13 protein-coding genes are annotated in these 14,687 nt (G+C 48.6%); 4 read left to right on the plus strand and 9 right to left on the minus strand.

Annotation, left to right across the window (positions count from 1 at the left end):
- The first annotated feature begins 5 nt into the window (after positions 1-5).
- Genes QSJ47_RS02375 through QSJ47_RS02385 form a run of 3 tightly spaced genes read left to right on the plus strand, consistent with a single transcriptional unit; the run spans position 6 to position 4,330 of the window.
- Positions 6-704, plus strand: a complete 699-nt coding sequence (locus QSJ47_RS02375) for an efflux RND transporter periplasmic adaptor subunit (RefSeq protein ID WP_430886781.1) — start codon at positions 6-8, stop codon at positions 702-704.
- A 9-nt stretch (positions 705-713) separates the two neighbouring features.
- Positions 714-3,764, plus strand: coding sequence for an efflux RND transporter permease subunit (locus tag QSJ47_RS02380; RefSeq protein ID WP_285602297.1), 3,051 nt, complete (start codon positions 714-716; stop codon positions 3,762-3,764).
- On the plus strand, positions 3,761-4,330 hold the full coding sequence (locus tag QSJ47_RS02385) for an outer membrane beta-barrel protein (protein ID WP_221272117.1): 570 nt from the start codon (positions 3,761-3,763) through the stop codon (positions 4,328-4,330). The genes QSJ47_RS02380 and QSJ47_RS02385 overlap by 4 nt, the downstream gene beginning before the upstream one ends.
- 15 nt (positions 4,331-4,345) lie before the next feature.
- Here the strand turns inward: QSJ47_RS02385 and QSJ47_RS02390 are convergent, their stop codons facing one another.
- Genes QSJ47_RS02390 through QSJ47_RS02415 form a run of 6 tightly spaced genes read right to left on the minus strand, consistent with a single transcriptional unit; the run spans position 4,346 to position 10,258 of the window.
- Positions 4,346-4,930 (minus strand): aminodeoxychorismate/anthranilate synthase component II, encoded by a 585-nt coding sequence (locus tag QSJ47_RS02390; protein ID WP_285602298.1) that lies wholly within the window; start codon positions 4,928-4,930, stop codon positions 4,346-4,348.
- On the minus strand, positions 4,927-6,426 hold the full coding sequence (trpE, locus tag QSJ47_RS02395) for an anthranilate synthase component I (protein ID WP_285602299.1): 1,500 nt from the start codon (positions 6,424-6,426) through the stop codon (positions 4,927-4,929). The genes QSJ47_RS02390 and trpE overlap by 4 nt, the downstream gene beginning before the upstream one ends.
- Positions 6,420-6,947 carry an inorganic diphosphatase gene (gene ppa / locus QSJ47_RS02400; RefSeq protein WP_285602300.1) on the minus strand — a complete coding sequence of 176 codons (528 nt, stop codon included), beginning with the start codon at positions 6,945-6,947 and terminating at the stop codon, positions 6,420-6,422. The genes trpE and ppa overlap by 7 nt, the downstream gene beginning before the upstream one ends.
- A gap of 2 nt (positions 6,948-6,949) precedes the next feature.
- Positions 6,950-7,528 (minus strand): adenylate kinase, encoded by a 579-nt coding sequence (locus QSJ47_RS02405; protein WP_221272120.1) that lies wholly within the window; start codon positions 7,526-7,528, stop codon positions 6,950-6,952.
- Positions 7,529-7,552: 24 nt separating this feature from the next.
- On the minus strand, positions 7,553-9,298 hold the full coding sequence (gene aspS / locus QSJ47_RS02410; RefSeq protein ID WP_285602301.1) for an aspartate--tRNA ligase: 1,746 nt from the start codon (positions 9,296-9,298) through the stop codon (positions 7,553-7,555).
- 9 nt (positions 9,299-9,307) lie between these two features.
- Entirely contained in the window at positions 9,308-10,258 is a 951-nt protein-coding gene (locus QSJ47_RS02415; protein WP_285602302.1) for a chemotaxis protein, read from the minus strand.
- Positions 10,259-10,329: 71 nt separating this feature from the next.
- Here QSJ47_RS02415 and ligA point away from each other — a divergent pair, with 71 nt between their 5' ends.
- Positions 10,330-12,582 carry an NAD-dependent DNA ligase LigA gene (gene ligA / locus QSJ47_RS02420; RefSeq protein ID WP_285602303.1) on the plus strand — a complete coding sequence of 751 codons (2,253 nt, stop codon included), beginning with the start codon at positions 10,330-10,332 and terminating at the stop codon, positions 12,580-12,582.
- Between the two features lie 58 nt (positions 12,583-12,640).
- Here the strand turns inward: ligA and QSJ47_RS02425 are convergent, their stop codons facing one another.
- Genes QSJ47_RS02425 through QSJ47_RS02435 form a run of 3 tightly spaced genes read right to left on the minus strand, consistent with a single transcriptional unit; the run spans position 12,641 to position 14,660 of the window.
- A complete protein-coding gene (locus QSJ47_RS02425) occupies positions 12,641-13,135 on the minus strand; it encodes an FKBP-type peptidyl-prolyl cis-trans isomerase (RefSeq protein WP_221272123.1) in 495 nt (164 codons plus the stop codon).
- 32 nt (positions 13,136-13,167) lie between these two features.
- Positions 13,168-14,103, minus strand: coding sequence for a hypothetical protein (locus tag QSJ47_RS02430; RefSeq protein ID WP_285602304.1), 936 nt, complete (start codon positions 14,101-14,103; stop codon positions 13,168-13,170).
- Positions 14,103-14,660 (minus strand): OmpA family protein, encoded by a 558-nt coding sequence (locus QSJ47_RS02435; protein WP_221272125.1) that lies wholly within the window; start codon positions 14,658-14,660, stop codon positions 14,103-14,105. Before QSJ47_RS02435 ends, QSJ47_RS02430 begins: the two co-directional genes overlap by 1 nt.
- Positions 14,661-14,687 lie beyond the last annotated feature (27 nt).

Raw genomic sequence — 14,687 nt, forward strand, 5'->3', positions numbered from 1 at the left:
GGACGATGATGAAATATTTTTTATGTGCCCTGCTCTTTGTAGTGGGGCTAGGAGCCAAAGAAGTTTATGCTATTTTTAATGTTAGGGCTTTACAAGACGCGAATTTAACCTTAGACTCCGCCGGGATTGTGGATGCGATCTATGTAGATGTGGGCAGCAAAGTCAAAAAGGGCGAGATCCTTTTAAGCCTCTATAACAAGGACAAAAAGTCGCAAGTGGACTCCATTAACCAACAATACGACTTCAGCCGCAAGCAGTATGAGCGCTACAGCAAAATCGGGCGGGCGATCGACAGAAACACCCTAGACAAATACTACTCTGACTATCGCAAGCTCGAGTTTGATCGCAATTACTCGCAGGCGGTGGTGGATAAAACCATTTTGCGCGCCCCCTTTGATGGGGTGATTGCGAGTAAAAAGATTGAGCTAGGCGATGGGATGAGTGCCAACAGCACGATTTTATTTCGGCTCGTGAGTAAGGGGCGAAAAATGGTGATCGAGTTTGACTCTAAATACCTGCCCGTCGTCAAGGTAGGCGACATCTTCGTTTATAGCATCGATGGCCAACCCGAAAAACAAAAAGTCAAAATCACCAAAATCTACCCCACCATTGATGAGAGCACCCGCAAAGTGAGCGCAGAAGCCTTGTTGCCCGCAAACAGCCCTTTAGTCCCCGGTGTCTTTGGGGACGGCTTCATCCAATAGGGGGCATTGGTGTATAAGTTTGCGATACAGCGGCCCATCACGACTTTAATGTTTGCGTGCATGATCGTTTTCTTTGGGACGATGGCACTTAAAAAAATCAGTGTGGCACTTTTCCCTAACATTGACTTCCCCATTATTGTGGTCAAAACCAGCTACCCCGGGGCGAGTGCGGACATTGTAGAAAGCAAGGTTACGGACAAAATCGAGGAAGCCGTGATGAGCGTGGATGGGATCAAAAAAGTAACCTCCAACAGCGCACGCAATGTCAGCATTGTGGTGGTGGAGTTTGTGCTTGAAAAGCCCATCATGACCGCTTTAAACGACATCATCAATAAGGTGTCTTCGGTGAGCTTTAACGACCCCAACATCCGCCGCCCCTCCATCGACAAGGTGGATACCAGCGGGCAGGCGATCCTCTCCATCTTTCTTACCAGCAAAACCAAAACCCCAGCGGAGTTAAACGACCACGCCAAAAACATCATTAAGCCCATGCTGCAAAAGGTGGAGGGTGTGGGTAATGTCCAGCTGCAGGGCTATGAAGAAAAGCAAATCCGCATTTACGCCGACCCAAGCTTGATGAATAAATACGGCCTCACCTACAACGACCTTTACAACACCCTTAAAACCCAAAATCTCGAAATGGACGGGGGCAAGATCATCAGCCCTAAGAAAAACTATGCGATCTTGGTGGACGGCAACAGCTACACGCTTAAAGAGCTGGGCGACATCCAAATCGGTAACCATGTCCGCCTAAGAGACATTGCCACAATTGAAAAGGGCATCGACCCAGACATCACTTACGCCAGCTACGGGCACGATCAGGGCATTGTTTTAGAAGTGCAAAAGATCGCCGGGGCTAATGAGATCAAAATTGTGGACGCGATCTATAAGGAATTAGATGCCATGCGCGCCGTGAGCCCGGGCTATGAGTTGCGCCCCTTTTTAGACACCACAGACTACACCCGCCACTCCATTAAAGATGTGCGTTTTGACTTGATCTTGGGGGGGATTTTGGCGGTGTCGGTCGTCTTTGTGTTTTTACGCAGTTTCTCCATCACCTTTGTGTCGGCGATGAGCATCCCCATCTCCATCATGGGGACTTTTGCGCTCATTAAGTGGATCGGCTTTTCTTTAAACATGATGACGATGGTCGCCCTCACTCTGTCCATCGGGATCATCATTGACGATGCGATCGTGGTGATCGAGAACATCCATAAAAAGCTAGAAGCCGGGATGGACAAACGCACCGCCAGTTACGAAGGGGTGCACGAAATCGCCTTTGCGATCATCGCCATTTCTGCCATGCTCTTGTCGGTGTTCATCCCCGTGGGCAACATGAGTGGGGTGGTGGGGCGTTGGTTCAAAAGCTTTGGGATCACCGTTGCGCTTGCCATCACGATCTCTTATTTTGTGGTCGTTACCGTGGTCCCTATGCTTAGCTCGCTCATCGTGTCTCCCGAGCAATCCGCCCTTTACAAGCGCACCGAGCCCTTTTTCCAAAGAATGGAGAAGGCTTACGCCCGCTTGCTCAGCTGGCTTTTAAACCATAAATTGCTCGTGGGGCTGGTGGTGGCAGTCATTTTTGGCGTTTCCATGCACATTGCAGGCAAACTAGGCATGGAGTTTTTGCTCAAAGAAGATCGGGGCAAGTTCTATGTCTATGTCAAGGCGCAAACCGACATCAGCTTAAAAGCGATGCTTGCTAAAATGAAGGCGTTGCAGGCAGTGATTGAAAAAGACCCCGATGTGGAATTTGACTCCATGCAAGTGGGCTATGGCAACATCCAAAGCACCTTTAAGGGCAAATTCTATGTCAAGCTGAAAAAAGACCATAAAAAGAACCAATTTGTGATCATGGAAGAGATGCGCCAAAAACTAAGAGCCATCCCCGAGGCTAAGGACCTGCAATCCATCAACCTCGCCGAAGTGCCTTTAGTGGGTGGGGGGGACAGTTCGGCGTTTCAGGTGTTCGTCTATGCCCCCACGCAAAAGCTCGTGGATGAGAGCGTGGCAAAATTGCGACACTTCTTGCTGGCAAGCCCTGAGATGAAAGGCAAGGTGGCGGGCTACCACACCAACACCTCCGACTACCAAACGCAGTACCAGCTACGGGTTTTAAGGGCAGCCACGGTGAAATACGGGGTTACGGCGCAGGACATCGCCAATGTGGTGAGCAACGCCTTTTCTGGGGAGAATCGGGTGAGCTACTTTAAGGAAGCTGGCAAAGAATACGACATCATCATCCGCGTTCCACCGGATAAAAAAATGTCTTTAGATGACATCAAACGCCTACAGATCAAGAACAAGAGCGGCAAGTTGATGTTTTTAGATGGACTGATCGAAGTGATCGAGCGCAAAGTCCCCTCCAATATCACCCGCTACAACCGCCAAAGAAGTGTAACCGTGCTGGCGCGCCCGGCTAAGGGCACAAGTTTGGGCGAGCTTTTAAGCCAAGTGGAAAAACACAAGGCTGAATGGCTTGCTAAAGGTGCGGCGTTTCGTTTCACGGGCGAGTCTGACCGCCTTAAAGAGAGCAACGATGCCTTTGGCGTGGCGATCGCCACCGCCTTTATCCTTATCTACATGATCCTAGCCGCCCTTTACGAGTCGCTCTTAGAGCCTTTGATCATCATGGTTACGATGCCCTTAAGCTTTTCGGGGGCGTTCTTTGCTTTGGGGATGGTGCACCAATCCATGAGCTTGTTCTCTTTAATGGGGCTCATCTTACTTATTGGGATGGTGGGCAAGAACGCCACGCTCATCATTGACATCGCCAACGATAGGCGTAAAGAAGGGCACAGCATTGAAGAGGCGATTGTGCTGGCGGGCGAATCACGCCTGCGCCCCATTTTAATGACCACCATTGCAATGGTGTGTGGCATGTTGCCCTTAGCCATCGCCGTGGGGCAGGGCTCGGCGATGAAATCGCCCATTGGCATTGCCATGAGCGGGGGGCTCTTGGTGTCTATGGCGCTTAGCTTGTTGGTCGTGCCGATTTTCTACCGCTTGCTTGCCCCCCTAGATGACAAGCTTAAAAAATTCTATCGGGACAATAAATGAGAAAATGGGCTTTGGGGGTTTTAGCGCTTTCTGTTTTGGTTTTAGCCAAGCAGCAGACCCTCCCCAAAAGCCAAATTTTCATCGGGGTCACCACGGGCTTTTCAACCCTAAATGTCGTAAAACAGCCCTACAACAACGCCTTTTTATGGGGCTTAAAGGCGGGCTATCAATACAACTTGAGGCGTTTTATATCCTTACGCGGACAAATGGACTACATCCAAACCATCAAACCCACCGCTTTTAACACCAATGTTTATTCTTTTTTCAACATCCACATGGACATGGTGAATGACTTTTACCACAACAAGAAATTTAATTTTGGTACTTATGTGGGTCTGGGTTTTGGCTATTTTCAAAGCGCGATGACATTGCATAGCTATGTGGGCGATCGCTCCTTTATGGGCTATAACGGGGTGCTTGATTTGGGTGTGGGGAGCACCATCGCCAAGCAACAACGCGTGGAGCTAGGGGTTAAAATCCCCTTTGGCAAGATTCAATCTATCCGCCATAAAAACCTCGCCATGGATTTTTACTACTGGCTCGTGTCTTATGCTTACTTATTTTAGCTTTGGATAAGATGATTAACACATTGTGTTAATCATTTCTAGGCTCTGCTGTAAGAGTTGCGCCCCTTTGAGCGTTAAAATGCTTTCAGGGTGGAACTGGTAGGCTAGGGCTTTATCTTTTGCGTGGTAAATCCCCATCACAAGCCCGCCACAATGGGCGATCACTTGCAAACACTTAGGCAAATTAGTCGCCATTAAAGAGTGGTAACGCCCCACTTGTAAAGAGTACCCCAAACCTCTAAACGCCTCAAAAGGCTCTAGGGTGATAGTGGAGCTTTTGCCATGCACAATGCTAGGACTTCTCACAATGCTAGCCCCATAGCTTTGGGCTAGTGCTTGCAAACCCAAACACACCCCCAAAATGGGATATTTACCCTTGATAATTTCTAGCATTGCCAAAAGTTGCCCTGAGTGTGCGGGATCGCCCGGTCCCGGGGAGATAAACAACAAGGGTCTTTCACTCTCGGCTTGCATGCGCTCTAAAAGCAGGGGGGCGGGAGTGGTGTTGCGTAGCACTAACACAGAATGCCCTAGCCCCTCTAAATCATAAACAAGGTTGTAAGTGAAGGAGTCGAAATTATCAATAAAATAAATTTTCATGCATGCGTCTTTAAAATGGCAGAGATCACAGCCTTAGATTTTGCCTTGGTTTCGGCAATCTCGGCTTCAACCACACTATCTAGCACAATCCCTGCTCCCGTTTGCACCACCGCCTGCCCCTTTTGCACGAAGGCTGAGCGGATGATGATACAGCTATCCATCGAGCCATCGGCACATAAATAGCCCATAGAGCCCCCATAAGAGCCCCGCCTCTTGCCCTCTAGTGTGGCAATGAGCTTTAAGGCGGCGATTTTAGGTGCACCGCTTAAAGTCCCCGCATTCATAAAGCTTTGGTAAGCGTGCAATGCATCTAGCCCCTCTTTAAGTGCGCCTTGCACGGCAGAAGTCAAATGCATCACATGGGCGTATTTTTCGACTTTAAGAAGTTTAGACACCACACGGCTGAAGGGTTTAGCCACCCTAGCTATGTCGTTGCGGGCTAAATCCACCAACATGACATGCTCTGCCCGCTCTTTGGGGTCGTTTTGCAAGTCTAGCTCTAGGCGGTTGTCTAAGTCTAGGTTAATAGAGCCATCGGGGTTTTTGCCTCGTGGGCGGGTGCCAGCAATGGGGTAAATTTGGGCTAAATTCGTGCTGGCGTCATACTTTAGGGCACTCTCAGGGCTTGCCCCAAAGAGTGTAAAATCGGCGGTTTGCATGTAAAACATATAGGGGCTGGGGTTTTGTGTTTTTAGATGGTGGTAGGCACTTAAGGGCTCTTTGCACTCTATGTAAAAGCTTCGTGAAGGCACGGCTTGGAAAATCTCGCCTTGTTGGATTTGCTCTTTGGTGGCAAGCACGATTTTAGCAAAGCCCTCATCACTGCAATTTGTGTCTAAGTTGCTGTTTTGGGGGCTTGCTTGGGGGGTAAATGGGGGGGGGTTTAGGCGGGCTAGGCTATCTATCTCGGCTTGGATTTGGGCTTTTAAAGTGGGCTCAAAACACGCCCCGAAAATTTGCGTACTTTGGGCTTGGTGGTCGATTAAAATTAAGTTCTGTGCCACAAGAAAGATAAAATCGGGAGCGGTGTTGTCTGTCGCTTTTAAAGGGGGCAAGTCCTCAAACGCCCCGACAAACTCAAAACCAAAATACCCCCCACAAAATAGCCCAAAGGCAGGCACACTAGAAGTATCCACGCTTTTAAACACCGCCCTTAGAGTGTCTAGGGGGCTGGCACTCTTTAACTTGCTAAACTCATCCTTTAGGCTCGTGTCTTTGGCGTATTGCTTTTCTAACACCCCATTTTTAGGCTCTAGCTCGAGCACCTTTGCCATTTTCTCTAGCAAGGCTTGCCCGTTGGCATTCAAAGCCTCTAGGCGTACCTTAGCGTCTTGGCACACAAGCTTTAAACACGCCTTGGCTAGGATAATGGATTTGGTGTGCTTTTTATTTTCTACTTGGGCACTCTCTAATAAAAGCATGTTGGCCCCCCTTAAGTGGGCGTAAAGGGCTAGGGGGTGGGGGGTGTAGGGGGCTTGTTGGTGTAGGCTTAACATGCCTTGCTGTTGAACTTCGCCAAAGCTTTTTTAAAGATTTCTTCAGCGTGTGCTTTATCGCCAAAGTCTTTCACCTTCACCCATTTTTCTGGCTCTAAATCTTTGTAGGTTTCAAAGAAGTGTTTGATTTTTTGTAGCACAATGGGGGGCAGGTCGTGCAAGTCTTTAATGTTCTCATACCTAGGATCAATTTTGCTAAGGGGCACGGCTAAAAGCTTTTCATCAAGCCCGCTTTCATCCTCCATCACCAATACCCCAATCAAACGGCATTTGACCACACTGCCCGGCATGAGGGGGTCTTCATTTAACACCAAAATGTCCGCAGGGTCGCCATCCTCGCTTAAAGTGTGGGGGACAAAGCCATAATTAGCCGGGTACACCATAGAAGGGTACATGATGCGATCGACCACCACCGCTCCGCTGTCCTTATCCACCTCGTATTTCACCTTAGACTGGTAGGGGATTTCGATCACGGCGTTTAGGGCATTTGCCTCGCCTGCTTTGATTTTTGACAAGTCCATTTTTATCCTTTAATGTGGGTTTTAATGTAGTTTTCAATGTCGCCAACAATGGCTTCAATGCTTCTTTCGCCATTAATGGACTGGTGCACCTCTAGGGCTTTGTAAAACTCGACAATGCTTTCTAGGGGTTTTAAATACACTTGCATGCGGTTGTTAAACACCTCGATATTGTCATCATCGCCCCTTGAGCGGCCTAGCACCCTCTCTCTAGCCACCGCTTCGCTCACGCTCACCTCTACAACGCCCCTAAGTTTCACCTCTTCTTGGGCTTTTAACACTCTGTCTAGAGCGTTCATTTGCTCCACACTGCGGGGGTAGCCATCAATAATGATCACCTCCCTAGGGGCGTTTTTAATCGCCGTGATGATCGTGTCGATGACAATTTCTAAGGGCACTAACTCGCCCTTGCTGGTGAAACTGGCAATGAGTTGCCCCCGCTCACTTTGCTTAGCAATCTCGGCCCTTAGTAAATCCCCTGTGGAGTAATGCACCATAGAGTCGCTGTTGCGTTCAGCAATCAGCTGTGCGTCCGTGGTCTTGCCACTGCCCGGTGCCCCGATGATCAAAAATAATGCCTTCATGTTTCTTATCCTTTAATGGTTTAGTTAGTGTTTGGAGTTTCTTAAACGGATATGCAATTCCCTTAGTTGGTCTTCGCTAGCCGGGCTGGGGGCTTTGCTCAACAAACAAGTCGCCTTTTGGGTTTTTGGAAAGGCAATCACATCGCGGATACTGGGGGCTTTGGCTAAGAGCATGATGAGCCGGTCAAAGCCGATTGCAAACCCGCCATGGGGGGGTGCTCCATAACGCAAAGCCTCTAGCAAAAAGCCAAATTTTTCATTGGCTTCTTGCTCGCTTATGCCTAGTAGGGCAAAGACTTTTTTCTGCAAGGCTTCTTGGTGCATACGCAAACTCCCTCCGCCTAGCTCCACGCCATTTAAAACAATGTCGTAAGCAATGGATTGCATGTCCTCTGGCTCGGGGTTGTCAATGTCCTTTGGCATGGTGAAGGGGTGGTGCATGGCACTGAGTTTTCCCTCCACTCTCTCAAACATGGGAAAATCCACCACCCATAAAAAGTTAAAGGCATCAGGATCGATCAAGTTTAAATCCTGCCCGAGTTTCAAACGCAAACGCCCCATGTAATCTAAAATAACTACCTTTTCGCCCGCTCCAAAAAAGAGCAAATCCCCCTCTTTTGCCTCTGTGCGTGCTAATAGCTCATCTAGGGCTTTGGCTTCTAAGAATTTCACTAAAGGTCCTTTAGGTCCCTCCGCCTTCATTTGGATATAAGCAAGCCCTTTTGCCCCAAATTGGCGCACAAACGCCTCGAGTTCAGCTAAATCTTTACGGCTTAAAAGCGTGTCGCCTTTTTCGACTTTTAGGGCTTTAAAGCGGTTGTGTTTAGGGTCGCTGGCGATTGTTTTAAAAATCTCATTGCTGGAACTCACAAATAAATCCCCCACCTCCACCAAGGGCATGCCAAAACGCAAATCCGGCTTATCGCTGCCATAGCTCTCGGTGGCTTCCTTGTAGGTCATGTGTCTAAAGGGGGGGTTAATGTCAATGCCCGCCACTTTAAAGACAGCTTTTAGCAAGGTTTCGGCAACCTCCATAATGTCCTCTTGGCTGCAAAAGCTCATCTCCACATCAATCTGGGTAAATTCGGGCTGGCGGTCGGCTCTTAAATCCTCATCTCTAAAGCATTTGACAATTTGGTAATAGCGATCCATCCCTGCCACCATTAAAATTTGTTTAAAGAGTTGGGGGCTTTGGGGCAGGGCGAAAAACTGCCCGTCGTGGATACGGCTGGGGATTAAAAAGTCCCTTGCGCCCTCGGGCGTGGTTTTAGAGAGCATGGGGGTTTCAATCTCTAAGAAGTCTAAACTATCCAAACAATCACGCACCGCCTTAGCCACTTTGCTACGCATTTTAAAAATGTTGTAGGATTTAGCAGAGCGCAAGTCTAAAAAGCGGTATTGCAAACGCAAATCCTCATTGACACTTGGATCGCCGATCGCAATGGGCGGGGTTAGACTCTTATTCTCAAGACGCAAGTCCTCGAGCACCACCTCGATCGCCCCTGTGGCAAGTTTGGGGTTTTCTAAGCCCTCGCCTCTGGGGCGCACGATGCCCTCCACGATCAGCACATCCTCGTGTCTTACAAGGCTTGCCTGCTCGTAGGCTTTAGAAGTGGGGTCGCACACAAGCTGCACCAGTCCGCTTTTATCGCGTAAATCAATGAAAATCACGCCCCCGTGATCCCTGTAGTTATGACACCACCCACAGAGTTTCACCCTCTTTTGCACATCGCACAGCCCGACCTCGGCACATAATTGTGTTCTTAACATGTTTCGCCCTTAATTTTTTAAATATTCTTGCAGCAGTTCTTGGATCTCATTGGGGTGTGATTTGATCACAAACCCATCGGCGTGCAACGAGTCGGCAAGTTGCTTGTTCGACTCGCTGCTCATGGACGAATTGACGATCACGGGTAAATGCTTGGTCCTTGCGTCTGTTTTAATGCGTTTGAGCACTTCAAAGCCAGACACTACGGGCATTTCTAAATCCGTGATCACCGCCCCGACCTTGTCGATCATGTTCTCATTAAACAACCGCTTTAACAAAGCACCCCCATTGGGGAAAGCTTCGTATTTGAGCTTCAAGTCGTCTATAATGCGCTCTAAATTATGCATCGCCACCTGGGAATCTTCAGCAATGAATATCAATTTATCACTTCTAATTGCGTCTACAAATTGTTCTTTGAGCTGGTCTAACTCTTGTATTGTGGGGAAAGTATCCACCAACATTTTCTCCACATCTAAGATTTGGATCACCCGATTCTGCTCAAACCTTGTGATCGCATTGACCTTACCCCCTGCGCTAAAACCCTGTTTGTCGCCCACGCTGATTTCGCTCCAATTTTTATGCACGATCCGCTTAATGGAAAAAATTTTAAACCCCACGACACAGCTAGAAAACTCGCACACAATGACTAAATTTTGATCACTTTTAACGGACGCTTCGCTTAAATCCTTGTCGGGGTTATTAGGGTCAAAGTAGAGCCAACGCTTCACATCGATCAGGGGCACAGACTCCCCCCTAATGGTGAGAAAGCCTAATACCATGCTGTCATTGCCTCCCACGGTTTCGGTAACATCGCCCTCGTAGTGGATGATCTCGCGGATTTTAAAGATGTTGATCCCATACAGCTCGGCATCGCCGTTCTTATCGCTACTCAAGGTGAAACACAAAAACTGCGCCTCGTTGTTGAGGTGTAAGGAAATGGTGCTGTCAATGTCGCTAATCAAATCACGCCCCTTATCTTAAGCTCATTTACTCTAAAATCCGCATAAATTCTTATTGTAGCAAAGACTGGCTAATGATACAAACTAGGCAAGACTACCACAACCTCGTAGAAAAGCTTTGCACCCTAGCCCACCACTACTATGTGTTGGCTAGCCCCCTCGTGAGCGATGAGGTTTACGACCAACTCTACCGCGAAGTTTTGGCGTATGAAGAGGCGCACCCAGAGGATATTTTGCCCCACTCGCCCACCCAGCGCGTGGGGGGTGAAGTGATGCCCTTTTTGTCCAAACAAGAGCATAAAGTCCGCATGTGGAGCTTAGACAATGTGTTTAACCTCCAAGAGCTGCAAGAGTGGCTTAAACGCCTTGGCGACTTTGCCAAAACCTCCCTAGAGTCGTTCATTTGCTCGCCCAAACTAGACGGTGCCTCGCTCAATCTCTACTACGAGGGGGGCCATTTAGTGAGTGCAAGCATGCGGGGCAATGGGGTTATAGGCGAGTTGGTAACCCACAACGCCAAGACTATCCGCTCTATTCCGCTTAAAATCCCCTACACTAAGCCCATTGAAATTCGAGGCGAAGTCCTCTTACTTAAAAAAGACTTTAACGCCCTGAATGCCGATAGACTTGCGCAAAACCTCGCCCCCTTTGCCAATGCCAGAAACGCCAGCGTGGGCAGCTTGCGCCAATTAAATTCCAGCATCAGCGCGCAAAGAAAACTCACCTTTTACCCATGGGGGCTAGGGCTTTGCGATGAAGAGTTTACAAGCTTTCAACAAGCCATGCAAGCCGTGCGTGAGTGGGGCTTTTTGGGCTTGGATTTTGTGGCGTGCAAAAATGCTAAGGAGATACAAAACGCCTTCGACACCTTTTCTGCCAAACGCCCTAATCTGCCTTACGAAGCTGATGGCATGGTCGCCATGCTAGACGATCTCAAGTTACAACGCACTCTAGGTTTCACCATCAAAGCCCCCCGCTTTGCCATCGCCTACAAATTCCCCACCGCCCAAAAATGCACCAAACTTTTACAAGTCATTAACCAGGTGGGGCGCAGTGGGGCCATAACCCCCGTGGGCGTGCTTGAGCCCGTGTTAGTGCAAGGGGCGTTGGTCTCCCGTGCCACCCTAGACAATTACACCCAAATAGAGCAACAAGATTTACAGCTAAACGACATTGTGGTAGTAGTGCGTAGCGGCGAGGTCATCCCTAAAATCTTACGCCCCCTAAAAGAGCTAAGAGATCACAGCCAAGTAAAAATCACCCCCCCCACCCACTGCCCCGCCTGCCACACAACCCTAAGCCTACAAGCCCTCAATGTCTGTCCAACTTGCAACAACGCTTTACTGCTAAAAAACAAGCCTAATTTCTGCCCCAAATGCGCCAAGTTTTTTAAAAAACCCACCCACTGCCCCGCCTGCCACGCACCCTTAAGTGCGCAGCAGCAAAAATGCCCCAAATGCGCCCACAAGGTCGGCATGCCCATAAACTGCCTAGATTGCGGGGAGGATTTGATTTACAAGGAATATTGCACCCGCTGTGATTTGGATTTAAGTAAGCGGGCTAGGGGGCTTATGTGCCCCAATGGTGCGTGCCCTGCGAGGGTGCAAGAGAGCATCGTTTATTTTGCCTCCAAGCAGGGACTAGAGATCAAGGGGCTAGGCGTTAAGGTCGCGCGGCAACTCTTGCAAGTGGGGCTCATTCAAGGCGTGGCAGATTTATACACCTTGCAAAAGCAGGATTTATTAAAACTTGAGGGCTGGCAAGAAAAAAGGGCGGACAATCTCATCAAGGCAATCAACAACACCAAGCACGCCCCACTGTGGCGCTTTCTCTGCGCTTTGGGCATTGAGCATGTTGGTAAGGGGGCGAGCCAAATGTTAGCCAACGCCTTTGGGCTAGAGATCTTTAGCAAGACCTATGAAGAGATCAAAGAGCTAAAAGGGTTTGGTAAACACTCAAGCAAAAATGATAGGAGCAAAATCGCCCACTCTTTTGTGGAGTGGATGCACAAAAATAAAGCCTTGGTTGAGGTGCTTTTAAGCCACATCGCCCCCACCCCGCCCCACACCCGCCCAAACGCCCCAAGCGTGGGTGGGGTTTTTGCGGGTAAAAATGTGGTGCTGACAGGTACTTTAAGCCGCCCAAGGGCTCAAATTTGCCAAGAACTCGAGCGCCAAGGCGCACACATCCAAACGGGCGTTACTAAGAACACCGACTACCTCATTTGTGGCGCAAACCCCGGCTCGAAACTCACAAAGGCACAAAGCCTAGGGGTGCAGACCTTAGATGAAAAGGCACTCCTAAGCCACTTAGACCAACCGGACTAATGGCTATTTCCAGCCTTGCAAGCTTTTAGGAGTGTGGCTAGTCTTGGCGTATCCTGCCCTAGTGCGAGCAGCCACACCCGCCCCCGCAACATTGTTTGCTAGAGGGCTGGCCCTTGAGCACTTCTTGCTCTGTGGCTTCTCTTAGCCCTAAGAGCGTAAATTGAAAACTTAGCTCTTTGCCGGCTAAAGGGTGGTTGTAGTCGATCATCACCATATGATCGCTAAAGTCTTTCACGCTCACTTGCACACTCTCTTGGTTTTCGCCCTGCCCGAACAAGGTCATGCCCCTTTGCAGTTCAATGCCTTCAAATTGATCTCTGGGCACTTCTTGCAGATAGTCGGTGCGGTATTCGCCATAGGCATCGTGAGGTGGGATAACAATATTCAAGGTTTGCCCCACCTGTGCTTGCTGCACTGCCTTTTCAAGCCCCACAATCACTTGCCCAGCCCCCATTAAAAACTCTAAGGGCTTTTTGCCTATGTTGGAGTCGAGCACTTCTTGGGTGGCGTGGTCGCGCACTTCGTATTCAATGATCGCAACTTGGTTTTGCATGTTTGTCCTTTCTTATAAACTGGGGAGTTATTTTAGCGTTTTTTAGACTTTTCGTCTAAAAGATTTTGCGCCTCTTTGCCCTGATCGCTCTTAGGGTAGAGTTTGGCGACTGATTGCAAGAATTTTTTATAGTTGGCGTGATCTTTGAGGTTTTTAAACGCCCAAGCAGTGTGGTAGAGTAAAATAGGCATGTAGCTGACTTTGTCGTCAAGCATTGCGCTTTTTTTGTAAAAGGCAATGGCGGATTGGTAAGCTTTATTAAAATAGGCCGACTCGCCTGCCATGTATTCGTGGTAAGCGGGCTTAAAGGGCAGACTAGCCAGCCACGCAAAGCGTTCCTCTGCCTCTTTGTAGCGTTTTTGCTTAAAGAGTTCGCGTGCCTCTTTAGCAATCTTTTCTTTCTGTGTTGGGTCTTTGTTAAAGGCCGACTCTTTTTTAGCTTTTAACATTTGGACTTGTAAAGATGCTAATTCTCTAAGCTTCTTGTTGTTAGCGTTGGCTTGGATATCTATGGATTTTTGGAGGTTTTGTAATTTAGTGGCAAAGTCAGTGCGCATGTTCTCTAATAATTTTTGGGTATCGGCGTTTTTTTTCTCAAAATTGGCTAAAGCTTCTTGGTTGGCTTGGATTTGGGTTTTTAAAGTGTCGATGAGTTGGGCTTGTTGCTTGATTAAATCCGCTTGTGCATCTTGGGTGTTTTTTAAGGCTTTTAGGTTGTCGCTGTGGGTAGCTAGGGTGCTCGTGGCCTTTTTAAGCCTTAGCCCTTGTCCCTCTACAAGGCTTTTTAAGCCCTCCTGCCCTTGTAGTAGACTAGAAGTCTGCCCTTTGAGCGTGGCTAAAATGTCGCCTAGGTTTTTGTTGCTACTTTGTAAGGTTTTTAGCTCCTGCTTAGTCGCCCCGCTTTGCAACTCAAAGGCGGAAGGCTCGGCGCATAAAAGCCCCCCCACCAACAAAAGCGAAAAACGCACTAATCCACGACCTTAATGTCCACACGGCGGTTTTTGCGGTAGCACGCTTTTGTTTTTTCTTGGCAAATAGGCTTGGTTTCCCCAAAGCTCACCACTTTAATATCGTCTGCGCTAATGCCCTTGATTGTGAGGACTTCTTTTACGCTCAAGCCCCGTTTATTGCCCAGAGCAAAATTATATTCGCCCGTGCCAAACTCATCAGTGTTGCCCTCTAAGAGCACTTTCATGCCATATTCTTGGATTTTTTTCACGGCTTCGTCGATCGCGCTTTGCATGTCTTCGCGCACATTGTATTTGTCAAAGTCAAAGTACACTTGCCCAACAATTGTGCCACTCTCTACATGGGGTTTGGGGGGTTCGGGTTTTTCTATGGGATTGGATTGGACTTCTTCTTTAGGCACGGTGTGCTCTTCAGATGGGGGAGTAGGCTTTGGAGCTGCTTGTTGGGCTTGTGGGGCGGGTTTTGGTGTAGGTGCCACTTCACTTTTGTGATTGCTAGCACACCCCGTCATTAATGCGCACGCTAAAGCTACACTGGCTAAAAACCACTTCTTCATAAAACTCCTTCGTATTTGTTTAATAGA

Source organism: Helicobacter sp. NHP22-001 (assembly GCF_030270165.1).
In the GTDB taxonomy this organism is placed as follows: domain Bacteria; phylum Campylobacterota; class Campylobacteria; order Campylobacterales; family Helicobacteraceae; genus Helicobacter; species Helicobacter gastrofelis.

Bases quoted from the DNA above. Each gene is read 5' to 3' on its own strand.
- QSJ47_RS02375 (WP_430886781.1), top strand. From the start codon at position 6: ATGATGAAATATTTTTTATGTGCCCTGCTCTTTGTAGTGGGGCTAGGA.
- QSJ47_RS02385 (WP_221272117.1), top strand. From the start codon at position 3,761: ATGAGAAAATGGGCTTTGGGGGTTTTAGCGCTTTCTGTTTTGGTTTTA.
- QSJ47_RS02390 (WP_285602298.1), bottom strand. From the start codon at position 4,930: ATGAAAATTTATTTTATTGATAATTTCGACTCCTTCACTTACAACCTT.
- trpE (WP_285602299.1), bottom strand. From the start codon at position 6,426: ATGTTAAGCCTACACCAACAAGCCCCCTACACCCCCCACCCCCTAGCC.
- ppa (WP_285602300.1), bottom strand. From the start codon at position 6,947: ATGGACTTGTCAAAAATCAAAGCAGGCGAGGCAAATGCCCTAAACGCC.
- QSJ47_RS02405 (WP_221272120.1), bottom strand. From the start codon at position 7,528: ATGAAGGCATTATTTTTGATCATCGGGGCACCGGGCAGTGGCAAGACC.
- aspS (WP_285602301.1), bottom strand. From the start codon at position 9,298: ATGTTAAGAACACAATTATGTGCCGAGGTCGGGCTGTGCGATGTGCAA.
- ligA (WP_285602303.1), top strand. From the start codon at position 10,330: ATGATACAAACTAGGCAAGACTACCACAACCTCGTAGAAAAGCTTTGC.
- QSJ47_RS02425 (WP_221272123.1), bottom strand. From the start codon at position 13,135: ATGCAAAACCAAGTTGCGATCATTGAATACGAAGTGCGCGACCACGCC.
- QSJ47_RS02435 (WP_221272125.1), bottom strand. From the start codon at position 14,660: ATGAAGAAGTGGTTTTTAGCCAGTGTAGCTTTAGCGTGCGCATTAATG.